This window comes from Streptomyces sp. NPDC045678, from assembly GCF_056432085.1.
Window position 1 is genome coordinate 89813 of record NZ_JBWKJS010000016.1, and the last position, 26971, is coordinate 116783.

Annotated in this window: 27 protein-coding genes; 7 read left to right on the forward strand and 20 right to left on the reverse strand. The window is 68.0% G+C overall.

Features of this window, described 5'->3' with window-relative positions:
* Positions 1-6 precede the first annotated feature (6 nt).
* The 14 genes from AC07DO_RS38920 to AC07DO_RS38985 form a co-directional block, all read right to left on the reverse strand.
* Positions 7-843: an aminoglycoside phosphotransferase/kinase family protein gene (locus AC07DO_RS38920; protein ID WP_479067096.1), complete on the reverse strand. Its 837-nt coding sequence runs from the start codon at positions 841-843 to the stop codon at positions 7-9.
* Positions 840-1496: a histidine phosphatase family protein gene (locus tag AC07DO_RS38925; protein WP_479067098.1), complete on the reverse strand. Its 657-nt coding sequence runs from the start codon at positions 1494-1496 to the stop codon at positions 840-842. Before AC07DO_RS38925 ends, AC07DO_RS38920 begins: the two co-directional genes overlap by 4 nt.
* A complete protein-coding gene (locus AC07DO_RS38930; RefSeq protein ID WP_479067100.1) occupies positions 1493-2254 on the reverse strand; it encodes a phosphotransferase in 762 nt (253 codons plus the stop codon). Before AC07DO_RS38930 ends, AC07DO_RS38925 begins: the two co-directional genes overlap by 4 nt.
* On the reverse strand, positions 2251-3099 hold the full coding sequence (locus AC07DO_RS38935) for a class I SAM-dependent methyltransferase (protein ID WP_479067102.1): 849 nt from the start codon (positions 3097-3099) through the stop codon (positions 2251-2253). Before AC07DO_RS38935 ends, AC07DO_RS38930 begins: the two co-directional genes overlap by 4 nt.
* Positions 3100-3130: 31 nt before the next feature.
* Positions 3131-3640 (reverse strand): P-loop NTPase family protein, encoded by a 510-nt coding sequence (locus tag AC07DO_RS38940; protein WP_479067104.1) that lies wholly within the window; start codon positions 3638-3640, stop codon positions 3131-3133.
* 96 nt (positions 3641-3736) lie between these two features.
* Complete coding sequence (locus AC07DO_RS38945; RefSeq protein WP_479067105.1) at positions 3737-4789, reverse strand: glycosyltransferase family protein; 1053 nt, start codon at positions 4787-4789, stop codon at positions 3737-3739.
* Complete coding sequence (locus AC07DO_RS38950; RefSeq protein ID WP_479067107.1) at positions 4786-5052, reverse strand: carbamoyltransferase C-terminal domain-containing protein; 267 nt, start codon at positions 5050-5052, stop codon at positions 4786-4788. Before AC07DO_RS38950 ends, AC07DO_RS38945 begins: the two co-directional genes overlap by 4 nt.
* A complete protein-coding gene (locus AC07DO_RS38955) occupies positions 5049-6506 on the reverse strand; it encodes a carbamoyltransferase family protein (RefSeq protein ID WP_479067108.1) in 1458 nt (485 codons plus the stop codon). Before AC07DO_RS38955 ends, AC07DO_RS38950 begins: the two co-directional genes overlap by 4 nt.
* An 8-nt stretch (positions 6507-6514) precedes the next feature.
* Entirely contained in the window at positions 6515-7465 is a 951-nt protein-coding gene (locus AC07DO_RS38960) for a thymidylate synthase (protein WP_479067110.1), read from the reverse strand.
* Positions 7462-9318, reverse strand: a complete 1857-nt coding sequence (locus AC07DO_RS38965) for a hypothetical protein (RefSeq protein ID WP_479067112.1) — start codon at positions 9316-9318, stop codon at positions 7462-7464. Before AC07DO_RS38965 ends, AC07DO_RS38960 begins: the two co-directional genes overlap by 4 nt.
* Positions 9315-10037 (reverse strand): HAD family hydrolase, encoded by a 723-nt coding sequence (locus tag AC07DO_RS38970; protein ID WP_479067114.1) that lies wholly within the window; start codon positions 10035-10037, stop codon positions 9315-9317. The genes AC07DO_RS38965 and AC07DO_RS38970 overlap by 4 nt, the downstream gene beginning before the upstream one ends.
* 108 nt (positions 10038-10145) lie before the next feature.
* Positions 10146-10613 (reverse strand): hypothetical protein, encoded by a 468-nt coding sequence (locus AC07DO_RS38975; RefSeq protein WP_479067116.1) that lies wholly within the window; start codon positions 10611-10613, stop codon positions 10146-10148.
* A 121-nt stretch (positions 10614-10734) separates the two neighbouring features.
* Entirely contained in the window at positions 10735-11361 is a 627-nt protein-coding gene (locus tag AC07DO_RS38980; RefSeq protein ID WP_479067118.1) for a hypothetical protein, read from the reverse strand.
* Entirely contained in the window at positions 11319-11837 is a 519-nt protein-coding gene (locus AC07DO_RS38985) for an ATP-binding protein (RefSeq protein WP_479067120.1), read from the reverse strand. Before AC07DO_RS38985 ends, AC07DO_RS38980 begins: the two co-directional genes overlap by 43 nt.
* 128 nt (positions 11838-11965) lie before the next feature.
* Between AC07DO_RS38985 and AC07DO_RS38990 the strand changes: the two genes are divergently transcribed.
* A complete protein-coding gene (locus AC07DO_RS38990; protein WP_479067122.1) occupies positions 11966-13210 on the forward strand; it encodes a helix-turn-helix domain-containing protein in 1245 nt (414 codons plus the stop codon).
* A 54-nt stretch (positions 13211-13264) separates the two neighbouring features.
* On the opposite strand, the gene cutA is transcribed toward AC07DO_RS38990, so the two are convergent.
* Entirely contained in the window at positions 13265-13591 is a 327-nt protein-coding gene (cutA, locus tag AC07DO_RS38995; RefSeq protein ID WP_479067124.1) for a divalent-cation tolerance protein CutA, read from the reverse strand.
* Positions 13592-13881: 290 nt separating this feature from the next.
* On the opposite strand from cutA, the gene AC07DO_RS39000 reads away from it, so the two are divergent.
* Positions 13882-16068, forward strand: coding sequence for a hypothetical protein (locus AC07DO_RS39000; protein WP_479067126.1), 2187 nt, complete (start codon positions 13882-13884; stop codon positions 16066-16068).
* Positions 16069-16873: 805 nt separating this feature from the next.
* On the forward strand, positions 16874-19483 hold the full coding sequence (locus AC07DO_RS39005; RefSeq protein ID WP_479067128.1) for a GmrSD restriction endonuclease domain-containing protein: 2610 nt from the start codon (positions 16874-16876) through the stop codon (positions 19481-19483).
* Between the two features lie 4 nt (positions 19484-19487).
* On the opposite strand, the gene AC07DO_RS39010 is transcribed toward AC07DO_RS39005, so the two are convergent.
* Entirely contained in the window at positions 19488-19676 is a 189-nt protein-coding gene (locus AC07DO_RS39010; RefSeq protein WP_479067130.1) for a hypothetical protein, read from the reverse strand.
* A gap of 89 nt (positions 19677-19765) precedes the next feature.
* A complete protein-coding gene (locus AC07DO_RS39015; protein WP_479067131.1) occupies positions 19766-22318 on the reverse strand; it encodes a hypothetical protein in 2553 nt (850 codons plus the stop codon).
* A 299-nt stretch (positions 22319-22617) separates the two neighbouring features.
* Between AC07DO_RS39015 and AC07DO_RS39020 the strand changes: the two genes are divergently transcribed.
* Both AC07DO_RS39020 and AC07DO_RS39025 read left to right on the forward strand, forming a co-directional pair.
* A complete protein-coding gene (locus tag AC07DO_RS39020; RefSeq protein ID WP_479067133.1) occupies positions 22618-22827 on the forward strand; it encodes a hypothetical protein in 210 nt (69 codons plus the stop codon).
* An 86-nt stretch (positions 22828-22913) separates the two neighbouring features.
* Positions 22914-23315: a hypothetical protein gene (locus tag AC07DO_RS39025; RefSeq protein ID WP_479067135.1), complete on the forward strand. Its 402-nt coding sequence runs from the start codon at positions 22914-22916 to the stop codon at positions 23313-23315.
* Positions 23316-23372: 57 nt separating this feature from the next.
* Here the strand turns inward: AC07DO_RS39025 and AC07DO_RS39030 are convergent, their stop codons facing one another.
* On the reverse strand, positions 23373-23759 hold the full coding sequence (locus AC07DO_RS39030; RefSeq protein WP_030552413.1) for a nuclear transport factor 2 family protein: 387 nt from the start codon (positions 23757-23759) through the stop codon (positions 23373-23375).
* Positions 23760-23813: 54 nt separating this feature from the next.
* Entirely contained in the window at positions 23814-24740 is a 927-nt protein-coding gene (locus tag AC07DO_RS39035) for an alpha/beta fold hydrolase (RefSeq protein ID WP_479067138.1), read from the reverse strand.
* A 100-nt stretch (positions 24741-24840) separates the two neighbouring features.
* Here AC07DO_RS39035 and AC07DO_RS39040 point away from each other — a divergent pair, with 100 nt between their 5' ends.
* The gene (locus tag AC07DO_RS39040) at positions 24841-25251 is read left to right on the forward strand and encodes a winged helix-turn-helix transcriptional regulator (protein WP_479067139.1); all 411 of its coding nucleotides are present in this window, start codon (positions 24841-24843) and stop codon (positions 25249-25251) included.
* Between the two features lie 115 nt (positions 25252-25366).
* On the opposite strand, the gene AC07DO_RS39045 is transcribed toward AC07DO_RS39040, so the two are convergent.
* Positions 25367-25837 carry a hypothetical protein gene (locus AC07DO_RS39045; RefSeq protein WP_479067141.1) on the reverse strand — a complete coding sequence of 157 codons (471 nt, stop codon included), beginning with the start codon at positions 25835-25837 and terminating at the stop codon, positions 25367-25369.
* 201 nt (positions 25838-26038) lie between these two features.
* Between AC07DO_RS39045 and AC07DO_RS39050 the strand changes: the two genes are divergently transcribed.
* The gene (locus tag AC07DO_RS39050) at positions 26039-26956 is read left to right on the forward strand and encodes a helix-turn-helix domain-containing protein (protein WP_479067143.1); all 918 of its coding nucleotides are present in this window, start codon (positions 26039-26041) and stop codon (positions 26954-26956) included.
* Positions 26957-26971: the final 15 nt, after the last annotated feature.

Sequence of the window (26971 nt, forward strand, 5' to 3'; positions counted from 1 at the left end):
AAGGGGTCAGGTGAGGCGGGACAGGACGGTTCGGCCGTGCGCGCTCAGAGTGAGGTCGTTCTCCTTGTGGCCCTTGACCAGGGCGGTGGCTGCCTCAATGGCGCCGAAGGACTCCAGGAGGCGACGTTCGGCGTCGGTCAGCGGACGCCCGTATCCGTCGAGGAATGCCGTTCGGAGGTGGGGTGCGGCTTGCCAGCGTCGGAACTCGAGGCGCACGAAGTCGCGGACGCGGGCGTCGCGTCGCATGTGCTCGAAGTCGCAGACACCGAAGTCGTCTCCGAGAAGCCAGTTGCGCGGCTGGTAGTCGAGGTGGCAGACGGCGCCGTCCATGAGGCTGTTGCCCAGGATAGCCGCGTGGTGTTTCAGCAAGTTCCACTCGACCGTGTCGATCAGGTCGGCGTGAACGGCCCGGTCGATCCAGCTCTGGAGGCGCTCGGCGAGCGCTGCACCGACGGCGCCGCCCCGGGGCATGGAGGTGGCCCGGTGGAGCTTGCCGAGGACGTGGCCGGCCTCGTGATGGGCGAGTTCCTCTTCGGGTGAGTCAGGGGCCACAGTGTCCGCCCGATCGCCTGCGAGCGCGGTCAGTAGAAGGGTGCGGGTGGCGTCGTCACGGCCTACCAACTTCGGTGCGTGGCCGGTCAGGTGAGTGCCCCATGTCCGGTAGGCGTGGAGTTCGTCTGCGTACCGGTCGGTCTCGGCGTGCTGCTTGGCGACGAAGTGATGCCCGTCGTCGGACACCACGCGCACGACCCGGGGAGGGAGCAAAGGGTCCGGTGTGATCTCGACTGCGCCGAGGAGGCGGCGCGCCAGTTGGATCCGGGGATCGTTTGACGTCGCGATCACGGGGTCGGCTCCGGCGTGAGGAGACTGAGGTGCTCGGTGTCGTTGTGCCGATCGAGCATCCAGCGGGTCTGGCCCAGGCGGTTGCGGTGGTGCTGCCAGCGGGTGATGGAGGCGTGGTTGTGCGTGAAGCCTGCCGGCGAGCCGATCGGGATGCCTAGGAGCAGGGTATGCGCGGTGATCACCGTCTCTCCGTGGGCGGCGAATACGACGCGCTTCCCCTCGTTCTCCTCGATGAGCTGACTCAGGTTCTTGCTGGCGCGCTTCAGATACCCGTTCCAGGTGTCGGAGCCAGCGGCCCAGGGAGTGTCAGGATGCGCATGAGGGCCGCCGTTAGCGGCTGTCTTCACCGCATCCCAAGGTTTGCCGTCGGCATCGCCGTGGATTGGGCCGTCGAGACGGTCGTCAAAGCGCAGCGGAATCTGGAGCGTCTGGGCGATGATCTCGCCGGTCTGGACGAGGCGAATCCGCGGGCCCGCGTAGACCATGTCGAAGGGCTTCTTCAGGTGTTCGGTAGCCAGGCGGCGCGCGGCCTGTTCGGCCTGGGCGTACCCGAGGTTGGTCAGTCCGGTGCAGGTGTTCGGGCCCCCGACGAGGCCGGCGGCGTTGCACTGGGCCTGGCCGTGCCGTACGAAGACGAGTTCGGTGGTGATCATGAGGTTCCTCGGAGATGGGAGCGGAGCGGCCAGCTGTAGCGGTAGCCGTTGTGCCCGACGTACGGGGCGGTCAGGACGGCGTGCAGGGCCAGGAAGTCGTCGAGCCGTTCGCGGTCCGTGGTGCCGAGCCGGGCGCCGTAGCTTCCGGCCGCTGCGTTGTACGCGAGCAGGGCGGCGTTGACGGCTTGGTCCGTTAGCGGTCCGTACGTCAGGTGGAGCGTCGCGATGAGCTTGGCGAGGTCGTATCCCATCGGGGCGATGGACAGGTCGTCGGTGTCGACAGTGACGATGTCCCCGGTGCTGGTGATGATGAAATTCCGGGGGTTGCTGTCCTTGTAGAAGGCGAACGGCCCCTGGGCGGTCTCTTCCAGCAGGCCGAGCAGCACGTACAAGGCCACCTGGTTCGGCAGGTAACCCTGCTCGTGGCGTCGCCGGAGCGCGATCTCCCGGGGGCCGAGGTAGTCGTCGAACGTCGTGCCGTCCTGGAAGCGGTGCGGGGTGCCCAGCGATACGGACTGCAGGTCGCTGGCCCAGGCGGCGCCATGGGCGTGGCCCAGCAGTTCCGCCATGCGCGGGAGGTCCACGGGGCGTACGGAGCGGCCCTCGATCCGTTCGAACGTCAGGCTGGCCGGTCCGATGGTGTGGAGGGCCGGCTGCCGCAGCGGCTTCGCATGTTCGTTGATCCATCGGTAGTGGCGCACCGCCCCCGCCGCGCGCTCCGGTGTCGCGTAGTGCTTGGTGAACGGCGGGAGGGTCATGGCTGTCGCCCTTCGTTCGGCTGGGCGACGACGAAGGTGATGAGGGATCTGGTGGTGAGCGGCTGGTCCGGAAGGAATTCGTGCAAGGTCGCGGCCAGGGCCCCGGGGTTGCCGTATAGGCCGGGCGCGAGGTCGTACTTGGGGTTCGTGGCCAGGTACTGCGCCGTGTGGTCGTGGCCGTCGAAGGTGAAGGTGTGCTCCTCGTCCAGGACGGCGATCACGTCGAGCGAGGAGGCGGCCAGGTCGGCGAGGTTGTCGCTGTGCGCGGCGGTGTAGAGGCTTTCGTGCTTGTCGGCCTGCGCGTCGAGGCCGGAGAAGGCGATGAGCTGGTCCATCTCTCGGTAGCTGTCGAGGCCCTTGGCGACGAGCATGGCCAGGCCCCCGGGGGCGAGGACCCTGGCGATCTGCGCGATGACGTCCTTGGGCTGCGGCGAGTGGTAGAGGCAGAACGCGGCGACGGCGACGTCGCACGATCCGGCGGGCAGCGGGAGGTCGTGGAAGTCGCCTTTGACGAAGTCCACCGTGGTGTCGGGCAGCTCCTTGGTGCGCTCGCGGGCCTGGGCGAGCAGGGAGGGGGCGGCGTCCAGGCTGACGACGCGCTGCGGCCGGAGCTGCTCGGCGATGACAAGGCTGCTCGTGCCGCGACCGCAGCCGATGTCGAGCACTACGCCGAGCCGATCCGGCTGGGCGTGGTGGGTTTGCACCAGGCTGACGATCGTCTCGGGCACGGGGTGGCCGGAGGTCTTCGCACGCATCAGGGCGCTCGTCCGCCCGGCCAGCCGCGAGGCGCGCCCGTACAGCTCTTGCTGCCGGGCGGGGTCCAGGAACGGGTTGGGCTCGTTCATGCCGCACCCCCTGTCCGGGGGCGCGGGCCGTTCAGGACTGCTCGGCGGCTACCCTCTGCAGCCAGCGGCGCGTCTGGCGCCGGTTGGCCAGCAGCACCACCTCTGCTCCGTCGCCGAACTCCTCGATCTTCGCCATCACGCGGGGCCGCATCTTGCGCCGGTAAGTGGCGACGTATTTGATCACGCCCCAGTGGATGCGGTTGTGCACCCCGTTTCCCTTGTGCCCCGCGCCGTGCCGGATCTGCCGGGAGAAGATCCCATAGAGCGCCGCCACGGTCGACACGTCCATCAGGACCACCGTGTCGCAAGCTTCGAGCCGCACCTGCAGCGTCGAGTTGTAGTTGCCGTCGATCACCCACCGCGGCTGCGAGACCAGCTCGCGTTGCAGCTCGGTGAACTTGTCCATGGGCAGCGCGTTCCACTCGTCGTCGTAGAACGCGGCGTCCAGGTGCGTGACCGGGGCGTCGAGGATCGTGCCCAGTTCGCGGGCCACGTGGGATTTGCCGCTGCCTCCGCAGCCGACGATGGCGACCTTCTTCATGGTGCTCCAGCGTAAAGAGGTTCGGGTTTCCGGCAGGGCCATCCTCCCGGACACGTGCGGATGATCCAGGCGCTATGGCCTGCCGAGTGGTCTGCATCAGACCACTCCCTGCTCGGGCGCAGTGGCCCGGACGAGCCCGTGCAGGACGGATTCCAGGGTGTCGACCTGCTTGCTCAGGCCGAACAGACGCAGGCGGTCCACGCACGCGGCGATCAGGTCGGCGTGCTGCCGGGTGCCGACGATCTCGCGGAGGTAGGAGAGACGTTCGATCACGTCTCTGCCGGAGCGCACAACCAGCTCCTGCGGGACGAACCGGTCGGCGAAGCGGATGTCCGCCGGGGCCAGCGGCAGGCACCCTGCGAGCACGGCCTCGAAGATACGCTGGGTCATCTGCCCGACGGCGGCGTACCGCTCGGGCAGCATCAGCACCGTCGCCAGCGACCGGCCGTAGATGCCGGCGGTGGCCTCGAACGGAATCCGGCCCACGAAGCGGACGTGCGGCCAGCGGTCGGCCTTCGTCCACTTCCCGGCGACCAGGTGCTCGACGTCGGCGGCGGCCGGGGCGAAGAAGCGGTCGAAGGACTCGTCGCGGTCGTACTGATTGCCCACGTAGCCGAGCGCGAGGTCCCGCCGCTGTGCCGCGAGGGCCACGGGGTCCACCTGAGCGAGGAGGCCCTCGGCGACGGGGAAGAGCAACGAGCGCGCGCCTTGGGTCGGTGCGAGGGCGGCCTCGCAGACATGAGTGTGCGCCGTGCGGCGCCACACGCTCTCGGCCCGCAGGGTGCGGTCCTTGTCCCAGATCACGGTGGGCACCCTGTGCCGCACGGTGTAGTGGTTGATGAGCTGGGCCTGGCGGTGCAGGTCGCAGTTGTGCCCCTCGCTCCCGCACACGGTGGTGTTGCGGCCGGTGATCGCCCAGCGCCACTCCAGGAACAGAGCGTCGAGTTCCGGAAGGCCGTCGTCGAAGGTGTACGCGCCGCCGAGGTCGTCGCCGGCTTCGAGGCGGTCGCGGTCAGCCTGCAGGAAGACGATGTCGTGACCGCGGGCGATGAGAACATCGATGAAGGGGCGGCGGTGGCTGCGGCCCCCGTCCGGGGTGTCGGTGACCCCGTTGCCGAGGAAGCCCCAGAAGCTGTATCCGATCCTCACTTGGTGATCCACCGCCCTTCGAGGAACAGGGCGTCGAGCCGGGAGCTGGCCAGGCAGTCCAGGGCCATCTCCGGTGTCCCGCAGATCGGCTTGCCCTTTACGTTGAGGGACGTGTTGATCAGCACGGGCACCCCGGCCCGGTGGCCGAAGGCGGTCAGGACGGCGTGCATGAACGGGTTCTGTGCCTTGGTGACGGTCTGCAGGCGGGAGGTGCCGTTGGCGTGCACGATGGCTGGCACGCGCTCGCGCGTCTTGTCCGTCACCCCCCGGAGGCCATGGACATGTACGGCGCCTGCTGGCCGAGGGTGAAGAACTCGTCGGCGCGCTCGGCCAGGACCATGGGGGCGAAGGGCCGGAACGGTTCGCGGAACTTCACGGTGGCGTTGAGCCGCTCGACGACGCCGGGCTCCAGCGGGGAGGCGAGGATCGAGCGGTTGCCCAGGGCGCGCGGCCCGGCTTCGACGGCCCCCTGGAACAGGCCGACGATGGTGCCGTGGGCGAGTTGGTCGGCGAGGAACTCTGCGGGTTCGATGCCGAGGGTCTTCTGGTGGAGGCCGGGCCAGGGGGTGAGGTCGAGGGCCTGGTCCTCGTAGGACGGACCGAGGTAGCAGGTGCGGGCGATGCCGGCGAGCGGGCGCGGGCTGCGGACGTCGACGTGCACGGCGAGGGCAGCGCCGATCGCGGTACCGGCGTCACCGGGTGCGGGCGGCACGAACACCTCGTCGAAAATGCCCGCCTCGATGATCTTGCCGATGCTCACGCAGTTCGTGGCGACACCGCCCCCCACGCACAGACGCGAGGAGCCGGTGACAGCGCGGGCGCGGCGGGCCAGGTGCACCATGACCTGCTCGGTCCGCTCCTGGAGGGCCGCCGCCAGGTCCTGGTGGACCTCGGCCGGGGGCTCGCTGGGGTGCCGCTCGGGGCAGGTCTCGGCGATGAACCGGCGCGACGTGCGGTCGTATCCCGAGGTGAGGGTGCGCGTGGGGAAGTAGGCGGGGTTGATGTGGAAGCCTGTCGCGGTCGTGTGGACGGCGTTGGCGAACAGGTGGCGGAAGCGGGCGGGGTCGCCGAGGGCGGCCAGCGCCATCACGGTGCCTTCCTCGTCGCCCCGCAGCCAGCCCAGGTGCTCGGTGACGGCGCCGTACAGGTAGCCGAGCGAGGCCGGGTCGTTGATCGCTTCCAGGGTCTGCGTGACCGGGCGGATCGAGGTGTGCCCGTGGGCGATGGTGGTGGTCTGCCGCTCGCCGAGGCTGTCGACCACGAGCACGGCGGCTTCGTCCCAGCCCGAGGCGGCGAAGGCCGTGAGCTGGTGGGTGCGGTGGTGCAGGACCGGCACGACACGGGCGGCGGGGAACTGCCGGCCGATCACGTGCAGGCGGAGCTGGGTGCGCAGGGCCACCAGGGCGAACCCGCGGGCTCGGGCCAGGGCCCGGTCACGTGTCGCCCGGGAGAGCGCCAGGCGCAGGGCGGCGGGCGATTCGGCGAGGTAGTGGGCGGGCTGGAAGTTGTAGGCGACGGCGTCCACGTCGGCGGCGGTGAGCTTGGCCTGGCCGAGCAGCCACTCGATGGCGCGAGCCGGGTAGAGCTTGGTGTGCTTCTCCTCGGAGAGGCGTTCCTCCTCGACGAAGCCGATCAGTTCGCCGTCCACCAGGAGGGCTGCCGACGAGTCGTGGGTGTACGAGCACAGGCCGAGGACGACCGAAGGGGTGCGCTTCATGGCGGACGTCACCTCGCCCCGGCTGTCGCGGAGGGCTTGGGCCAGCGACGTTCCAGCTCGCCGTACCAGGCGGTAAGGGCCTGGCCAAGGGAACCGTCGATTCCGTCGGCCGCCCGCCACGCCTGCTTGCGCTGTCCGTTCTTCCACAACTGGTAGCTGCGCAGCGTCTCGGCCATCGTGTTCCAGCCGGGGTGGCCGGTCACGTCGCGGGCCTCGACCTCGTAGAGCAGGCCGTCGAAACCCTTCCACGGCGTTCTCAGGTCGGGCATGACCGGGCTCGCCGCGAGCGAGGTCAGCTGCTCGGCCTGCTCGACGTGGTTGTCGTAGATGTGCAGCGAGCCTACGTGCAGGTGAAACTCACCCAGCTCCGCGTCGAGCCACCCGGCGACCAGCTCGTGCAGCACGGTGTAGAAGAACACGTCGTACGGCATGCCGATCCACACGTCCTGGCCGCGCATTATGGTCGCCATGTGCAGGCGGCCGGAGCGCAGGTGGAAGCGGAAGCCGAGGGTGCAGGGCACGTCCTTGTGCCCAGCGGCGTCCTGGGCCGGGTCGTAGAGCTGGATCAGGGCCCGCCGGGAGTGGGGGTCCTCCTTGAGGATCTCCACGACGCAGGCGAGCTGGTCGACCTTGCCGCCCCAGTTCCGCATCCTGGGCCCGTACGCGCCGAGCAGTACGCCATTGTCGGCGTACTGTCGCAGCCGCGCGTTGTAGTCGAAGATCCACGGGTCGTCGGAGCCGGAGAGGTGCCAGACGGTCTCGGCGACCGCGAAGGCCGGGTTCACGATCCGGGCCGGGGGCGCGTAGAGCAGCCGGGCGCGCGGCTGGGTGAGCAGCAGGTGGACGTCGCGGACTTCCCGGGTGGCCATGCCCCGAGGGCTGACCCGCTCGCCGGACTTGGCCAGCGTGATGGCGCCGGAGAACAGCTCGGCCATGCTGTCGGCGGTGAGGTGTGTCATCGGGCAGGAACTCCTTCGCCCTGCGGCGACGCAGAGGTCGCGCCGGAGGCATCGTGGTGGACGTGCTCGGATGATGTGGCGCTGGCTTCGGCGCGCTGGGTGATGAGGCGAGCGACCTGGGCCGCGCTGTCGCCGCGCCACCGGCACACCGCGTCCAGGGCCGTCCTCGGGACGGTGGGCGTACCCGGTTCACGCAGGGCGGAGAGCGCTTCGGCGACGTCAACGGCGTTGTGGCACCGGGTCGCGAGGCCGTGGCCGGCCAGGTCCAGCGTGCGTTCGCCCGGCGTGCCGATTTCGAGGACCGGGACGTCGAGCAGCGCGGCCTCGATCCCGCACGTCGAGTACGCACTCGCAAGGGCGTCGGCCCCGGTGAGGCAACCCCGCGCGCCGACCCGCGGATCGGCTACGGCCACGAGCGGCCCGCCGTCGCGCTTCAGCAGCGCGGCGAAGGCATCGGCGCCCTGAGCGGGGTGCGGAGCGATGACGAGGCCCCAGTCGCCGTCCGCTTCGCTCAGGCCGTCCAGGAGGAGGTCCGCCTGAGCCCTGAGATGCCCGGGGCTGAACGGCTGGCAGGCCCACACCGCGATCCGGGCGGGGGCGCGGCGGTTGCCAGGAACCAGCACCTTCTCCAGGTACCGCCGCTGTGCCTCACGTCCGAGGCCGGCCAGCGCATCGAAGCGGGGCTGTCCCAGCACGTGCACCTCGGCGGCGGCGTGGCGCACCCACGCTCGTGCCAGGGGAAGGTCGCGTTCGCCCATGACGACGATGTCGCGGCTGTGCAGGGCCGGCCAGGCGACCGACTCTGCCGTCCACGCTCCGTGCTGGGCGTGGACCGTGTTCGCGCCGTGCCGCTCGGCCGCGTGTGCGGCCAGTGCGCCCAGCGGGCTGGTGTCGTTGCTCAGGAGTACGGTGTGCGGCCGGGTCGCGGCCAGGACGCCGTCGAGCCAGCTCTCCGCTCGCAGGAGGGTCTGCCACGACGGCTGGGTGCACCCGCCGCTGGTTTCGAAGAGCACGGACAAGAGCCGTACGAGGCGGGCGAGTTGGAGGCCTTGGACCTTGACGCGAACGAGGTGCCCGTCGTCGGGCAGGTGCAGGCCCTCGGCGGTGCCGGAGAGGGTGAAGAGGCCACTCGGCGCCGAGCGCAGATCGATGCCCGTGGCCGTCGGTGCGAGGCACCGCTCCGCCGGGTCGGTGGCGAGGTCGAGCAGGAGGCTCGTCCGTCCGTCGCGCTCCAGCTCGACGAGAACCGGCATCAGGGTGGCAGCGTGGCGGGAGGTCCAGGACACCGCCACGACGTCTCGCTGCTGCAGGCCGGAGGGGAGCGGGCTCGGCTCCGCGTTCGCCGTGCTGGCAGGGGAGCGGTTGCGTAACTGAGCGGAGCGGATCGGGTTGTGCGGAGCCGCCGCCCCGAGCAGATACGCGATGCCGGACCAGGTGACGGTGTACGCGAGGTACTCCCGCGAGCTGCTGGTGCGAAGTCCGACGAGTCCCTCGTACGGGGCAAGAGCCAGGGACCCCGGAGCCGACGCGAACGGCTGCCAGGCATCCAGGGCCAGCAGCTTGCGCACGATCTCGCCCACGAAGCGCCGAACGGGAACCTGCTGGACGTGAAGCCAACCAGCGCCACCCGGTGTGGAGGCGAGCGCAGAGCTGTAGCGTTCCAAGGCGTCCATGACCTTCTCGACGAGGGCGCGCAGCTCCTGCCGGTCGACGCGGATGGTCTCCAGTTCCCCGGTCTGGATGTGGTCGGTCTTCGCGTGTTCCAGGGCGCCGCTGCCGACGAGAGCCCATCGGGGCTGGCCGGCGAAGTCGGAGCGGACCAGGCCCAGACCACCGATCGCGCGGGTGCTCACACCAGGCTCCCCTCAACGAACGGCTTGTCGGTGCCTAGGAGTTGCAGCAGCTCCTCCGGTGTAGCGACGACCTGGGGTGCGGGTGAGGTGGGCTGCCCGTATCCCCACCCGGCGTGGACGTAGGCGACACCGGCGCGGGCCGCCGATTCCTGGTCGACCGCCATGTCCCCCACGTACACGGCCGCGGCGGGGTCGATTCTGAGGTCGACCAGCGCCAGGAGGATGGGGTCGGGGGCCGGCTTCGCCCGGCCCGCTCCAGCGGGGGTGCGGACGGTGGCGAAGGGGCATCCGAGGTGTGTCAGGAGCGGGGCGGCGCGGTCGACGTGCTTGGACGTCACCACGCCCAGCCGCCAGTCGGCGGCCACGAAGGCATGGAGCACTGCGACAATGCCGGAGAATTCGTGTGCGAGGTGTGCGGCGGCGACGGATTCCGTCTCGTACGTCCGGCGGACTGCGTCGATGTCGGCGAGGCCCAGCCGTTGCATGATGTCGCCGAACTCGCGTCCCAGGTGACGCTCGTAGTCGCTGAACGGAAGGGTGATGCCGTGGGTCTCCTGGACCCTCCGCCACGCCTTCTGCATCACCGGACGGGTGTCGAGCAGGACGCCGTCGAGGTCGAGGAGAAGTGCCCGCTGCGCGCGGTGGGCGTGCCGTCTCTCGCCGACTGCGATTTCGGACGCGGCCGGAGTCGGCGGTGGTATTGGGGCGGGAAAGGGCATGGTCGTACTCCTCATTAGGGTGGCTAGGGGCAGCAAGGCGGCGTGACTCATAGGGCCGAGGCCGGTTCGAGTTCGCGGGTTGACGAGTGGACGCGTTGGTGCCGGCGGTCACAAGGTCCGATGGCGCGGGTCGGAGAGAAACAGTGCGGTGTGCCTGCCGAGCCAGCAACGTGCTTGTTTGGCCCACCCGCTCTGGAGGTTTTGCACTCGTTCCTCGGCGAAGCCGCGTTGCCACGGCCTCTCGTCCGGTTCGCCGCCGCGCTCGGACCAGACACGAGCAAGCACGTACACCTGCCCGCCAGGGCGCAACCAACGGCGTGCGTCGACCAAGAACCGCGTGGGGTCAGTTGAATCCGGGGATGCTGCGTCCTCCGAAGTGGGCAGGCGGGAGAGCCGGTGGAAGCGGGAGAGGTCGAAGCCGCCACGCTGCACCTCGCCGGCGGGAACGGCGAAGAGATCGATCCCGGCCTCGCTAGGCAGTTCCGGGGCGGCCTCCTGGATGGCGAGGAGGGCCTCGCCCTGCTCGCGGTGCGGCAGGAGCCGCGGCGCCCGGTCGGTGTGTCCCTCGAATGTCATGGTGGCCCCCTGATCAGGTGAAGTCGTAGGTGATGGCGAACACGGCAGCGATGAAGAGGACCTGAGCGCTGATCTGTCTCCAGCCCCAGCCCTTCTCGTCCATCCAGCGCAGCGGACGCCTTCAAGTCGGCCCAGTAGGCTCCTCGAGGATCACGAGGTGTACGAACGCCTTGTATCGCTCGCCCAGATGCTTGATCACGGCGTGGTACTCGTCGTCATCGGAGCTGATGTTGTGCCGGTCGAGGACGATCACGCCCTCTGCGAATCCGCATCGGATCAGTCGCTCGACTTCCCTCCATCCAGGGCGCTGCCAGGGGGGCGTGTAGACGCTCCGGCCCGCGCGCGAGCCGGGGAAGTACGTCGTGGGCACGGGTACGGCAACATCGTGGAGCCTTGCTCCTATCGCGTAGCCGTGCTGCTCCGCCTCGGCATGGAGGGTGTTCCAGTCCTCGTCGGGGCTGGCCCCCGGACTCGGCACCAAGCTGTATGCCAGGACGCGAAGCTGTTGGTCGCTGCTTTGACGACCGCGCTTTCCGACAGCCTCTCGATGGAAGTGCTGGCGGAGCTTTTGGAGCTGCCCATTGCGGGACTGGCGCTCAAACGGGTCTGGACCGCTGTGCCGTCCCCGGGTCCGGACATTGTCGGCATTCGGCCAGCTGCCGGACGACTGCACCTCCAGACCCAGACCACGGTCGGCCACAGGGCTCAACACGTCGGATCCAAGGTTGGTTGCGGCGTGCGGCGACATGGGGGCGCCTCCGTAAGAGTGGGAATGACCGCATATGTGGTCCGGCCGCTGTCGGCCACGCCCCACCGATGTGACAGGCGTGCGACTAGGAGCAGCCCTCGCCCGCCCAGATCGTTGGCCCCTGCGGGTCGTCGCTTGGCCGGGGTGGTGCTCCCGTCGGTGACCTCGATACGGAGCTGGTGGTTGCCGTACCGCACCCGCAACCCCACAGCCCTAGAGCCGTGAATGATCGCGTTGGTCACCAGCTCTGAGACGACAAGCTGGGCATCTCCTGCCGGGGCGTCCGACAGAGCCCACTGCCTCAGCACGGCCGCTGTGGTGCCTCGTGCCTGAGCGACGTGAATACTCGCCGGCGCCATGACCATCTCGAAGGCACGGGACGTCAGCGGAGACACGGCCGGTGCGCTGCTGGCGGCGGTGTGTCCGCCGTCAGCCATCCCAGGTTGGGGAGTCGTTGCTGCCCGGTGCGTGGTCATGCGCCCATCGCACCGTGGTGTCGCGATCCGGAACAGGGGAAACCTGAGGGGGAAAACTTTGTCAAGGGGGGAAAATTGGGGGGAGTTGGGGTCAGGATTGGATTCCCCCACCGACAGAGGTCACACTCATGCCAGTAGATCCGTTCGCCGAACTACTCCGTCAGCTGCGCCGCAACGCGGACCGATCGCAGGATGAGCAGGCGGACGCGATTAACACGGCCTCGGGCCGGGCGACGGTGAGCCGCCGAGAGGTCAGTCGGTACGAGAACGGTGAGAACATCCCTACGAACCACACGCTTGGGCACATCGCTGTGGCCTGCGGCGTCCCGCTGGAGCCCCTCCTGCGGGAGGCGAAGGACGCCCGGATCAGGCGGAGGAAGAAGGACGACGCTGAAGGGGAGGACTTGGACGACGTGAAGCGCCGAATGCTGCTGGGAGGCGCCGTCGTCGGCGCAGCTGCCGCTGCCGAGCCTTGGGGTCGACTCGCCTACGCGCTCAGCAAGGGAGCCAGGATCGACCCCGAGTCCGCGTCCGTGCTCATCGATCACGCGGCTGGGTTGCATGTGGACGAGCTGAGTGAAAGTGCACGCAGCCTGCAGAACCGGGTCGAGTCACACTTGGACGCGATCACCGCGGCCCTTCCGCGCGCTGGCGGCCACGAGCGAGCGTTGACCATTGCGGCGGGGGAAACCGCAGCCCTTGCCGGATGGGTCGCCTGGGACCTGGGGGAACACGATAAGGCTGCTGCCTATTATCGGGTGACCTCGGAGTGCGCGAAGGAGGCCGGGCACCCACCCTTGCGCGCCTTGGCGCTGGGCTACGCGAGCTACGGCGCCGCTACCCCAGGTAAGGCGTTGGAGATGCTGTCACAGGCAGCTCAGGATGTGCGTGGGCATGGCAACGCGACCGCTGCGGCGTGGGCATTGGGACGGTATGCGGAGGAAGCGGCTCAATCAGGGGACGATGCTGGCGCTCTCCGGGCCTTGGAACAGGCGAGATTCGCGTATGATTTCGCGAATCACACGAGTGAGCAGGCCTGGGTCCGATTCGTGACGCCGTACCGGATGGACTCACTGGCGCTTTCGGTATACGGCGAGCTCAAGCGCCAAGAGCTGACGGTTACAGCTGACTCCGCGGTCGAGCGCCTCGGTAAGGAACTGCCTGACTCTGGAGTCGTGGTGCTCGGGGACCTGGCGTCGGCGCTTCTGCGCGGCGGCGACGTAGACCGCGGGGTCTACGTCGCGCGCCAGTTCGCAGCAGCAGCGGAGTCAAAGCCGAACACCATGGGACGTCAGCGGGCGCAGAGCATCGCTGCCTGGCTCCCCGACACGGAGCGCGACCTGGCTGGCCACCTGCTGGCGTTCGCGTCGTGAGCCATCATGGCGCGCAGGCTCGGTGACGGTGAGGTGCCGGGGGGGGGGCGTGCCCTACTGCGGATGAGCCTCCTCGACCACCCAGGACAGGTACGCCTCCGACCCTCCGGTCACGGGCAGCGTGATCCACTGGGGGACGTCATACGGATGCTTCTCGTGCAGCCACGCCTCCAGTGCCGGGAGACGGTCCGTAGTAGTCATGTACGAGATCCGCCACTCCTGCGCTGTCTCGACCTCCCCCTTCCACCAGTAGAAGGCGGTGATCGGCGCATCAATGTGAACGCCCGCTGCCAGCTTGCTCTCGACCGCGCCCCGGGCCAGCGCCTTCGCTTGGTCCTCGTCGTCACTGGTTGTCTGCGCGATCACAATCTCGTGGGCCATGCAACTGCCTCTCCAGCTCGGGTACCGCGACCCTATCCAGCCGACCAGTGCACGCCGACAGTCGGTCGCATCGCAGCCTTGCCTATCTTGCGTGTGCCATCACTTGGGGACCACGCCTGGGGACCGGTGCCACGTGCACGCAGGTTCGTGCCGCTTGCGCGCTTGTGGAGGCAGCGAGTTGAGTACCAGCGGCTTTGGCCTCGGCAGCGAGAGAGCCGAGTCTCGCGTATGCAGCGATGTGCGTCAGTCCTCGGCTCTAAGCTGGCGAAGCGGAGGATTGGGGGAGGTTCATGCAGGAATACTTGTTGGCTGATGTGCCGCTCGGACCGTTTGAGGGCACGCGGATCACGCTGTACTCGGCCCGAGGGAAAAACGCCAGACTGCACGTTGCCAGAGTGTGCGGGCAGCTTCGTACGTCAGACGTGAAGACCGCACAGGTCGCTTTGGACGCGGAGGTGATGGGGCGGCTGTGCTCTCGCTGCACGGAGTGGGGGTCGTGGGCACGGCCGACGACCGCGTTGGGGATGTTCCTCCGGGCACTCGGCGGAGTGGGCCTGCTCCATCAGCTGCAGTCCTACACCGAACCTGACGAGGACGAGTGCTGGGCACAGGAAGAGGTAGAAGCTGCCGCTGCAGTACTGCGTTCGGATGCGGAGGCGACGGATGACGACGGGGAGGACGCGCGCGAGGACGCGGAGCGCCTGCAGGGGCTGGTCTTCTCCTACTGGCACGGGGCGGCGGAGAGCCTGCACCGGGCTCAGTCCATCCTCGCCTCCTTCCTCTGGCTTGAGGACTGGGCGCAGCGGGCGTTGGAGACGAAGGCGGAGTTCCTGGAGACCTTGCGCTCTCAGGCGGCCCTGTTCGTCGAGCCGGCGGGACTGCTCGTGGCTGCGGCGGCGGCAACGATGGAGCGGCCCCGGCTTTCCGGAGAGGACCCGGCCTTCGCGGTACTGGGCAGCAGCGACAAGATCTCCACGGCGCTGAACGCGCTGTGGTGTCGGTGGCAAAGTGCGGCCGAGAGCAGTTGGGTGGGATCTCCAGCTCGCTCGTACATGTCTCACTACCTTGTGCAGGGCATCCGCAGCAACCGGAAGGGTCATGACGATGCGCTGGCTGGGGCGGCACGTCTGATCGACTCCTGGGAGGCCCAGGCTCGCGCTCTGGCTGCATCGACTGAGTGCAAGCCGACGCAGCGCGTCACTGTGCGCCTGCCCGAGGCCATTGAGGAGACGGCGCGAGGGGTGCGGGGAGGACTGCTCGGAGGGCTGGACTCGTGGACGCAGGGTGTTGTGGCCACGTGGGTCGTGGGCGCGGACTGGGGGCGCCGTACGCTCACGCTTGACGTTCCTGCCCTCATCGCGGAAAGGCTGCACGCCCCGTCCAGCGACGTGGCGTGCGAACCGCCTCGCGAAGAGGCCGATGCGATCGAACCGAGTCGCATTCCAGCTGGTCGGCCGAATTCAATCCGCCCCGGGATCTTCGACGACACCCCGGTCTTCGACCGGCAACCTGTCACCGCCGAACACATCCGCGCCCTGCGGACCCTCACTGGCAGTTCTGACCAGCTCTACATTGTCATTTCGGTGAGTGGGGGAGTCGAAGTCCTGCCCCTTGATGTGGTGGAGAGGCGGCTTGCGCAGGGGTGGAGCGGAGTTCTCGTCGCAGGTGCATCCGATCTTCCGGAGAGCCTGATCGGAGCATGGGCCCAGACCGCCAGCTCCGAGCCCGAGGCGGGCGGGAGTCACTGGACGGGTGGTTGCAGCGACGCTCACGATCTGCACTTCGGCGAAGAGTTCGGGGGCGTCGACGGCGCGCGTCAGACCGTTCGCCACACCTACTTCGACGCCGATCGGGCACGCAACCTACGCCTGCTCGCCTTGACGCGAGGGGTGCACGATCTGCGAACCCTCGACGCAGGCAGCGAGCGGATGCTGCCCTTGGCCGTGTGGGAGGGGACGCTCGCCAGCGACCGGCTGGACCTCGCGCCCTTCAGGCAACCCGGTGCTGACCGGTGGCACCGTGGTAGCGGTCTTCCTCTGGGGCCTTTGACTGTAGCCCAGATCTACACCACGAACGCGGATCCGCAGACCGAAGGCAAGGGCCACTCACCACTGTGCCGTCACGCCAAGGAACGCGGTGTCGCAGCCAACGACGATCTTCTGACCGTCACTGACTTGCTTGTGAGAGACGACTTCGACTGGTGCGGCAAGTGTGGCGGTTACGCCGTACGCAGGCTGACCGACAGCCAGGTCTCCTTCTACCGTGCCGCCCACCGACTCCACGCCATCACAGGTCAACTCGACCGGGGCAGGAGTCACGACGATGCCGACACGGTGCTCTCACAGCTGGAGGAACTGGCGGACTGGCAGCCGATCGACGAAGAGGGCTGGTACACCAGCGATTCCTGGCGGTGGCACGAGGCCATCAGGAACCTCAAACGTAAGGTCGAAAGGGCCCGTCGGGACGAGATCTCCTGAGACGTCGGGTTGGGATTGGGAGCCTCCACGAGAGGTTAATCCCTCTGGTCTGCGTCATTGCCGTGGGGACCAGTTGGGGACCACACGGTGCTCGCGCACCTGAACAGCGTGCGCGGGGATGCACGTCCCGCGTCCTAGTCTTGCCTGATATGTGCAGGTAGTTCCTATGGTCCTCACTCCTGGGGGTCAAGGGGTCGCAGGTTCAAATCCTGTCGTCCCGACGGAAACGTCGCAGGTAGGGGCCATCTTCGGATGGCCCCTACTTCGTGTTTGGGTGTAATTCCGGGAGCGGGAAGCGGCTCCCCATCCTCCCAGGGAGCATTTCCGCTGACTGGTCTGATGTCCGAGGCAAAGGGCTCCGTGCCTCGGTGCACACGTCATCCAGGGGCTGAACCCTGTGGCGAGGTGCGGTGCAGGTCGGAGGGGACGTCCACTCGGTGTGACTGCTCCTGTGGGTCACCTTGACGTGGTGCAAGTGGGCGCTCGCGTCTGTAGGGCGCGGTACGCGGATGCTCCGATTGGTCGCGGTATCGCGCTGGGCATCACTGTGGCTGTACGTCGCGGGACAGGAGAGGTGGGGCCTGTCGCTGCTGCCTGAGGCTTTCGACAACCGAGGTGGTCGACCTGAGATGCGGCAGGGCACCTGAGTGGAAGCGCCGTCCGTTCGGTAATGCCGCCTTCCACCGCAGGTCGTACGTAGGCATTGCATGACGACGGAGGGGCGCGTCGATCGGTTCTCCTGAGCGCCGCACTCCGATGGGGGAAGAATGGTGAGCCGGTCGGGACACCTTGGGGAGAGGCGCCAGTGCACGCTCAGGAGACTACGTTCAGTCAGCTCGTCCAGGGTGAGAAGCAGTTCCAGGTTCCGCTCTATCAGCGCACATACAGCTGGCAGCTGGCAGAGTTGAAGCAGTTGTGGGACGACGTGCTGGAGCTGGTCGAGGACCAGTTGGAAGGAAGCCCTCCGCCGGCACACTTCCTTGGTTCCGTCGTCCTGGCACCCGGGCGGATCACGGCGGGTGGCATGCAGCGATGGCTGGTCGTCGACGGCCAGCAGCGGCTCACCACGCTGATGCTCGCCTTCACCGCACTGCGGGACAGGCACCGGGCGCGCGGCGCCAAGAAGAAGGCCGCGCGTATCCACGACTTGCTCCTGGTCAACTTGTACCGGGACGGCGAGGACCACTACCGTCTGCTGCCGACCCAGGCGGACCGGGACGCCTTCACCGCCTGTGTCGAGACCTCACCCAGGGCGGGCGGTGCGGGCAATATTGGCGCCGCCTACAGATTCTTTCTGGGTGCTCTCACTGAAGGTGAGGAGAGTGGCGGCGAAGCGTGGGTGGACGCGGTGGAGAGGGTACTGGGCGGCCTGCTGTCGATCGTCGAGATCACCGCCGCCGAGGGCGACAACGTTTACCGGATCTTCGAGTCGATCAACAACACCGGTGTCGGCCTGAGCCAGAGCGACCTGCTGCGCAACTACCTCTTCATGTGTCTGCCGACCCGTGGGGAGGCGGTTTACCGCAACCTCTGGCTACCCATGCAGGAGCTGCTGGGTCCGGCCAACCTCGAACTGCTGGTCTGGCTCGATCTGGTGGTGTCCGGGAGCAGCCGGGCCAAGCAGAGCGAGATCTACCGCGACCAGAAGAAGCGCTTGGAGCCGCTGAGCGCGGACGAGACGGCACTGGAGGCGGAGATCGCGGCTCTGGCTGGACGCGCCGAGCGCCTGATGCGCATCCTGCACCCCGAGCGGGAGCCCGATGCGCAGCTGCGTGAGGTGCTGGAGCGGTTGTCCCGGTGGGGTGGTCAGACCCACTACCCTCTGGCGCTCCATCTGCTCGACCGGCTCGACGTCGGTGCCGCCACCGCCGCTGAGGCAGCCGAGGCTCTGGCGTATGCAGAGAGTTACATGGTGCGGCGTCTGTTCGCCGGACTCTCCACGACGGGCAGCAACCGGGTGTTCATGGAGATGCCCCGGGAACTGAGCGAGGGCGACTCACCGGCGGAGGCCGTACGCCGCTTCCTGTCGCGGAACAAGACCGGAGCGCGCGTCTGGCCCGGAGACGAAGCTGTCCGCGAGGCGATCCGTACCCGGCCCTTCTACAAGTTCGGGCGGAGCAACCAACGGTTCCAGGTGCTGCGCAGGCTGGAGGAGAGCTACGGCGCCAGCGAGCCGGTCGACTACGCCAAGGCGCAGCTCACGGTGGAGCACGTACTGCCGCAGCGCCCGGCGCACCAGTGGTTCGACCTGCTCGCCGAAGAGGCCGAGGACGGTCAGAGCCCGGACGAGGTCCATGCCTTGGTCGTCCACACGCTGGGCAACCTCACGCTCTCCGCTGACAATGCACGGTTGTCGAACCATCCTTTCCGCCGCAAGCAGGAGATCCTCGACTCCAGTGCTCTGCGCATGAACCAGGCAATCGCGGCGCAGGAACGGTGGGGCAGAACAGAGGTTCTGGTCCGCGCCGACGAACTGGCCGACCGCGCTGTGCGTCTGTGGCCCGGTCCCCTCGAGGAGCTGGTCCACGCCGACGACGAATGGGCGGGTTGGAAGGAACTGCGCGTGGCCCTCCTTGCGATGCCGGCCGGGACCTGGACGACGTATGGTGACGTCGCCGCGCTGATCGGCACCCACGCTGTCGCGGTGGGCACTCACCTGGCGTCCAAGGCCGGAGTGCACGGCGCCTACCGTGTGCTGACGGCCGACGGCCGGATCTCGGCAGGCTTCCGCTGGTCGGACGGGCAGCGGATGGAAGACCCGAGGACGCTGCTCGAGTCCGAGGGAGTTGCCTTCGACAGCGCGGACCGGGCCCGACGGTCCCAGCGGTTGACCACGACCGACCTGGCCACTCTGCTGGGCAAAGATGTTATGGAGGAGGCTCTCCCGACCGAGGGCGGGGGCAACGAAGCGGAGGAGAACCGGTTCGAGGCGCAGTTGCGCGAGAACCAGGCCCCCGAGACCGTAGAAGGCGTTCTGGCCACGCTGCGATTCTGGGAACAGCAGGGCGGACATCGTGCGTTCGGAAGGGCAGCCGAGACCAGCTGCTCGCCGATTCTCAGGGCTAACGGCCAATCGGGCTCGCGCACACTGTGGCCCGTCGCGATCTACCCGGTCACCGGAACGGTCGAGGTTGTTTTCCAGTACCTGAAGCGGCGCCCCCCGTTCGACGACGAACCCCTGCGGCGTGAGCTGATGGGTCGGCTGAACGAGATCGAAGGCATCGACCTGGCCGAGGCGAAGCTGGACCTGCGCCCGTCCTTCCCCGTGGAGGTCTTCGCCGGACACAGCGAGGAGATCTGTGCTGCGCTGGAGTGGTTCGTCCATGCTGTGGCCCTCACCGAGGGATGTCGGCCGACGCCAGTGGATACTGAGATCGGCAGCCGTGACGTCAGCCTGTGGACGCCCGAATCCTGAGACCCTATGTGGTGGGCAACGACCAGCCCTCCGCAGCGAACTTGGTTCGGTTCGGTCCGGGTTTTCGCTGAAGGGCGGTGAGCTGGTGGCGTAGGGCGAGGATCTTCGCGTCCTTGTCACGGTCGTTCATGCCAGGCACTCGCAGCGCGCCGAACTGGTGGGTGGCGGTCGAGTAGACAAGACGCAGCAGCACGAGTATTCATCCTGCCGCACCATCGACCAGGCTTCCGAGTCGCATGGATGGCATTCTCGGCAGACGTAGAGTCGGGACGGGACCAGTGATCACGGAGCACTGTGTCGCCAGTGTTGTTGTGCCTTCAGGACGTCCATTCGCCAGTGCATCTCCAGGGCTGAAGTGGGAACCTCCGGACGATGCAGACGACGTTGTACGTGTACGTAAGTCTCTGGCAGTGCCAGGTCACGTCTGGTGATCAGGACTGACAGCAGCGGTTCGTCGGTGGGGGCGTCGTGGTCTACGCGGACGAGGAGTTCAACCTGGCCGTCGTGGTCGAGCCAGGGCAGCGTGTTGGCCAGGCGGCGGCGTAGTTCACCCCACGTGATGGTCGTGCCGTCCCGGGCGACGTTCTGGAGGACGGGTCGCACGGCATGGGCGAGAGCATCGATTGCCTTTACGGGGAGAGCAGCGGCGGCGCTGGGTGCTGAACGTGTCGGCGTCAGCTGCTCTGCCTGAGCCGCGCGCTCTGCTTCCTGGAGGGACGTGGCGTGCGACAGCCAGCGGCGTAGACGGCTCTCCTCACGCGGAGGTAGGGGGGCATCGAGTTGTTCGCGCAGGTGTGTGACGGTGTCAAGGGCGTTGGAAATCTCTCTGCTGGTAAGAGTGGCGCGCTTTGAGTCCAGGCGGGCGAATATTGTGTTGATCTCTTTGAGGGCCGGGTCGATCCACCACTCCGGGTCCTGAGCGCGGCACCAGTTTGCGGCCTCGGCCATGACCGCCGCCGTGGACCTGCGGGCCTGTTCAGAGACAAGGCGAAGGGCAATGGGCCGCATGCGTCGACGCGCTGCGGTGGCCTTCTTGGTGTCTTTGGCGGCCCGGGCTTGGTGGAACTCCTCGGTGAGCATGTCGAGCTCCGCCTGGGCGGCGGCATCTTTGGCCTTGAGCTGGGTTTGGTTGGCAGTGGCTTTTCTCTTTGCTGTCTTCAAGCCGGCTTTGCTGACGCCGTCTTGAGTCGGACCAGGTGACGGGGGCGCAATGTGGAGATCGAGGCGGTGTGTTTTCCATAGCTGAGCGACGCGTTGCGGGGTTGCCTTCGGTATCAGGCCGAGGCCGGTCGCAATGCGGGCGAACAAGGCGGAGGGCGAGGGGAACGTGTCCGTGCCCGGCGTAACGGTCACGAGTGAGCTGAGCAGGGGGCGGTGTTCGCGGGCGTTGATGCTGTCCACGGCAGTCAGACAGCGAATGCGCTGAGAGTCGTCGAGGGCGGCGGCCTGTGCCCCGCACTGTTCGAAGAGGTCGTCGAGCGGGATGGTGGTGGCTGCTCGTGCCGTTCGGACGAGTATCGCGGTCAGCTGCTCGGCCAGCTCCGCTGGTTCGGCGGATGCAGGCGGCTGGGCAGGGGTGGGTGCGGGGTCGGGAGCGAAGACGTGCGGCGCTGCCGGTGCTTGTTCGGCTTCGCGATGGTGATCGGTGGATGGTGTGCTCTTTGCGGGCTGTGGGACGAGCTCGAGCTCTGGGGCGTCCTCGGGTGGGTTTGACGGTTGGAGGAGATCCCAGGCAACAGCCCGCTGTGCTGAGAGCTTCTTGACTCGGTCTGCGCGCAGAGTCCGAAGTTCCGTTCCTGGTGTGAGTGCGGTGGCCCCTGAGAGAGCCTCGATGAGCACGGTGCTCTCGGTCAGCGTGTATATCGCGTGAGGTTCAAGGGCGGGCACAAGTTCTGTGTCGGGTACGTCGATACGGGCGGGGAATGCGGCGGATCCGCGAGCCTGGGCTTGTGCTTCGTACAGGCGTCTGCCCGGCGCTGTCGCCGTGCTGAGCACTTGTGCGCCGGTGATGGCGATGGAGCCGGGCAGTACGGGAATGATCAGGTGGCGGTGATCGGTGGTGAGGGGCGGGGCAGACGTCGAGCATCCCGGTGCTGAGGCGGTCGGCTTGGGAGTGATGCCGGCGGAGGTCTGCATCAGCGAGGGTGTGACGATACCCGCGACGGTGATGCGGCATTGGCTGAGGGACGCGCGCTCCCAGGTCAGGTCTGGAAGGATCGTGTCGAGGTAGACCACTCGTGTGCTGCCCTCCGTCTCGCAGGCGAAGCGCAGTGCGTATCCGGCGACCTGACGTTCGTACTCGAAGAGGCCGCTGTCGGGGCCGTAGGTACGCAGGGCCGGCACCCTCTCCGTGGAAGCGGCCGGTGGGAAGAAGGACTTCTGCCATTGGGCATGCGTGAGGCGGCCCATTTGTACGTGGAGACAGCGCCGTTGCCGACCGGACCCGAAGCGGACTTGCACGCTGCCGGGAAGGTGGTTCTTCTGCTGGGTGTATTGCGGGGCGACGTTCTGATGGCCTTGGGCACGCAGCCACTCACTCACGGCTTCGCCGATGTAGAGGTGGTCGGCACTGTCTGCGCCGGTGGCCTGGCGGCGACAGACGACCGGCGGGCGGTGCGCGAAGTGGGACTTGCGGTCGGCACAGGCGCGCAGGGTGAGGACGCGACCGCAGCCGCCGAGAAGGATGCCGCAGGTGAACGCGTTCGGTCCGTGCTGCGTGCGTAGGCGGTCGGCGAGGTCCCGCTCGTACGGCAGGAACACAGGGATGCTGCCGTGCTCGCCACCGCGTACGGCGGTCTGGACCTTGCGGGTGTCATCGGTGTCGAAGGCGGTCAAGGGCGGCACGCTCCTGGTGCGGGCTACTCAGGTGGACTAGGGAGCGTGGGGGGATGTTGGGATGGCGCGGGCCGGTGGAGGGTGGGGCGGGCCGGTACCTGGGCGCAGCTTAGCGCGGCCCGGTTCGCCTATGATCCAGCCCGGCGTGAGCTGCTTGCGGACCTGGACTGCCGACGAAATCGTGGGCGTTGATAGCGGGGATCCCGCTCGCGGGCACTGCCGAAGCCTGCGAGCTCATGGATGTCCAGATACGAGATCGGGATGCCTCTCGCGACGAACGGAGTCGGGGAATCGGCGACGTGAACGAAGCAGCGATCAAGCGGAAGTTGGGTACCCCGAACGGGCGGAACCTGTCCAAGAACAAGGTGGCTCAAGACAGCGAGAGTAAGCAGTTTCTGGGGGCGGGGATGAAGGTGGTGGCAGCTGCTGGTGCAGCCGCACTCGGGCTGGGCGTGGTCTTTGTCGGCGGCAAGGTCGCTGGAGCGAGCGAGGAAGGTGTGACCGCATAGGTTCGCCGGGTTGGTCGTCGTAACCGGTTGGACAGGCGGTGACGTTTGATCCGACCGCTGGAGGCGTGGTGGCCGAGCCTGTCCGCGTGCGCGGACTGACCGACCAAGAGGGGCAACGGCTGCGGCAGATCGTGCACCGGGGCAGCATCAACTCGGTGTGCTATCGGCGCGCGATGATGCTGCTGCCCTCGGTCGGCGGGGATCGGGTGCCGGTGATCGCCCAGCTGGTGGCGGCCGACGAGGAATTCGTCGTCCAGATCGAGCACGTCCTGGACCGTTGCCCCGACCGGGTCTTCGCGTTCGACGAGTTCGGCCCACTTGGGATCCGGCCCACTTGGGATCCGGCCCGCTCGGGATCCGGCCCACCGCAGGCTCGGGCCGGGCCGAACGGAAACACTCCGAATGTGTGTGGGGGACAACCGCCGCGCGAAAGGTGCCGCGAACACGCACGACCGAAGCGTTGTGAAGCTGCTCTCGGCTGGGGTTAAGCCCGGAGCCCCGAACGGGGCCGGTTCAGGAGAAGGACGGCGCCGGAGGAGCATGACTCAGGAGGCGGACGGCTCGATCTCCCCCGCGAAGACGATGACCTGGTCGATGAGGCTCCGCCGCAGATGGACGACGTCCGTTCCCGCCAGGCGGGGTCCTCCATCCGGCGTCGTGAAGACCCACTGGTACCGGGCCCACTCGTCCGGCATGTCCACCGCCGAACAGCGCACCATCGTGCCGGTCCCCGCTGGGTGGCGGCGGATGTCCAGCACGAACCGCTCGACCGCCTCGATCCCCTCACTGCGGCCCAACGGTCCCCAGAAGACCACGTCCGAGGTGAGCGCTTGGGAGAGCAGCGCAGTCACATAGCTGTCGTCCGAGGCGTTGAACGCGGAGATGAACGTGTCGATCGCGGACCGCGCGGTCTCTTCCTGCTCTTCCTGCATGCACCAGTAATACCAGTCGCCTCGCGGACCGCGCTCGTCCCTCGACGGCCTCGCCTACTGATCGCGGGTAGCGGGCTCGGCGCCTCCCTGCCCGACGGCATCCACACCGCGGTCGAGCAGGGGGCCAGAACATGCGTCGGCGGAGAGGAAGGGAGCAAGGAGTGCGAACAGCGCGTCGGGGCGGTCCAGGGGGATGAGGTGGCCGCAGTCCTGGAGTTGGTGTCCTACCAGGTCATCGGCGAGGGGACGGAGTTGACGTTCGAGTCCGGTGCCGACGGGGTGAGAGCCGACGGCCATGGTGGGCATCGTCAGCCGGGCCGTCGCGCCGGCGTCCTGTATCTGTTGCGCGCTGGTGGGCAGGGCTCGGTAGTACGAGAACGCGCAGCGCAGGGCCTCGCTCCCCGTGTACGCCTGGACGAAGGCCGCACGGACGTCGTCGGGTACTCCTCGCCCGAGCGTCCCCGAGTCGAGGAACCAGTCGATGTACGCGGCCTCGTTGCCGGCCAGGACGGTTTCGGCGAGGCCGGGGACGGCGTGGAAGCCGAACCACCACGGGGCGCCGCCCGCGATGACGTGTTCCGCTCCGGGCAGGCGGCCGAGCAGCGCCTCCATCACGACCAGGCGCCGGACGCGGCCGGGGCGGCGCAGCGCGAGCAGGACGGCGGGGGCGGTGCCCGCGTCGATGCCGACCACTGCTGCCGACGGCTCGCCGAGTGCGTCGAGCAGCCCTTCGGCGTCGGCGGCGAGGGTGCCCGCGTCGTACCCCTCGACAGCTCGCGTACTGGCACCGAAGCCTCGCAGGTCCGGGGCGATGACCCGGTACTGTCCGGCCAGTCGGCCCATGACGTCGCTCCAGAGCTGCCAGGTGTGCGGGAAGCCGTGCAGCAGGAGAACCGCGGGTCCGGCCCCGGCGATCGCGACGTTGAGTTCGACCCCGTTCGTCGTGATGCGGCGCAGTCGGTGTGTGGTGGTCACGGGCAAGACGGCTCCTCCGAGTGGTTACCTTTGGTGACCACCAAACGGTAGGTAACTGTCCGACCGATGCCTAGACGGCACTTTCAGGGAAGGTGGTGAGCCACAGGTGACCGCCCAGGGAGCCCGGGCCGCCGGTCGCGGGGCGCGCGGCGATCTGTTCGATCCGCACTGTCCGACGCGGCAGTTGCTGGACCGCATAGGTACGAAGTGGACCTCCATGGCCGTGAAGACGCTCGCCGATGCCGCACCGGAGGAGGTGCGCTTCGCGGAGCTGAGACGCCGGATGCCCGGCATCTCGCAGAAGATGCTGTCCACGACGTTGCGCAGCCTGACCCGCGACGGGCTGGTGGTGCGCCGGGTCGAACCGTCCGTGCCGCCCCGGGTCTTCTACCGGCTCACCGGGCTCGGGCAGTCTCTGGAAGTCGCGCTCGCGGGGCTGCGGACCTGGGCGGAGGAGCACATGACCGAGATCGACCGCGCCAACGAAGCGGCCGATCGGGAGGACGGCGGGGGATAGGTGGGACGGCCCGCACGAGCCGGCCTTTCACCGAGGCATCCGTCCGTGCGGTCGCGGACCGGAACCGGGGTACCGGCCCCGGTCCGCGACCGGTTCACGGTGTGTGCGACGCGCTTCAGTGCAGGCCGTCGACGCAGTGGCTCATGTTGCGGTAGCAGGTCTGTCCTTTGAGGTAGTTCTGGTTTTCGTCGGTCATGTAGACCCAGATGTTGTCGGACCCGCCGACGACGTTCGCCGCAAGGTCAAAATTCACCGGCCCGGATCGGTTGCACCAGGTGCTGCTGCTCTTGAAGTCCAGTGAGGTGCTGCCGGCGAACGCCCGTGCGTAGTACCGCCGACATCCGGTGGCCTTGGCCGATCCGTCGACGCCGACGGACCGGTTGTACCAAGTGACCGTGCCCTTGTAGTAGCTGGCCCCGTACTCGATCGAGAAGGAGCTGGTGGGGTACTCGGCGACGGCGGCAGTCGCGGTGGCGGGTGTCGTCGCGAACATCATCCCCGCGGCAACCGACGCTGCCGCGGTCACGACCGCGCCGGCCTTCCTCGTGCGGCTGTTCACCTTCGGTGTGCCCTTCAGTCTCACCATGACAACCACTCCCTGGCAGTGAACGTTGCTGCCGTTGTTCGGCAACACGACAGAACCACACGCGGCCCCCGTGCCGTAAAGGATTCGAGCCTGTTCAAATCCGTCGCGACGGCTGCTACCGTCGGCGCGGTGTTCACCCTGCGGGTAGACGCCGACACAGTGTCCAGAACGCGGTTTGCCCCTTCCCCCGCGTCGGAGTCCATGGCGTGGCTGAAACTCACCGCCGCATCGGGACGGCACCCGGTCTTCGGAGATCCCGGACCACTCGCCCGCGCGTCACTCGCCCATCCGGACGTCGCCCTGCTCGCGGACCTGTTGCCGCAGAACGGCGACACCTACACACCGGACCTGCTCACCCCGCAACCAGGGACGGACGCGCAACGTCGTGACCTGCTCGACGAGCAGATAGCGCGGATCGAGGCCGCGGCGCAGGACGAACTGGAAACCCAGCTCTTCACTTACACCAGGGCCCACTGGAACAGACCGCTGCGGCCCACGACCCGCCGGATCGCGGAGTCGGGCCGCATGCAGCGACACCTCGCCAACGGACTCGCCCGGTTCTGGCGGGACGCCCTCTCCGAGGGCTGGCCCGAGCTGCGCTCGATCATCGAACAGGACATCGCCCACCGTGCGACGACCGTCGCCGCACACGGCGTCGGCCAGGCGCTCGGAGCCCTCCACCCCGACCTGGACTGGGCGGGCGACGCGCTCACTCTCGCCAAGCCGTGGGACGGCGAAATCGATGTCACCGGCCGGGATCTGGTCCTCGCCCCCGGCGTGCTCAACCGGCCCGACGTCATCGTCCAGGTCGACACTCCCGGGCAGTTCGTCCTCTACTACCCCGCCCGGCGGATCGGAGCCGAACGGGATCGCAGGCCCGGAAGGATCGCGCAGGTGGTCGGCAGCGCCCGAGCGGCCTTGCTGGCGGACCTCGGAACCGCTCGCTCCACCGCGGAACTCGCCGCCCGCATCGGATGCACCCCCGGCACCGTCTCCTACCACCTCGGCGCGTTGCACCGCGCGCGACTCGTCACCAAGGTCAGAGACGGGGTGCGCCACGAACGAAGAAGGGAGCTCTATGTAGGAGAGCTCGTGAAATCGATGCTGTGCAAGAGATGAAGGTATGGCCCTTCG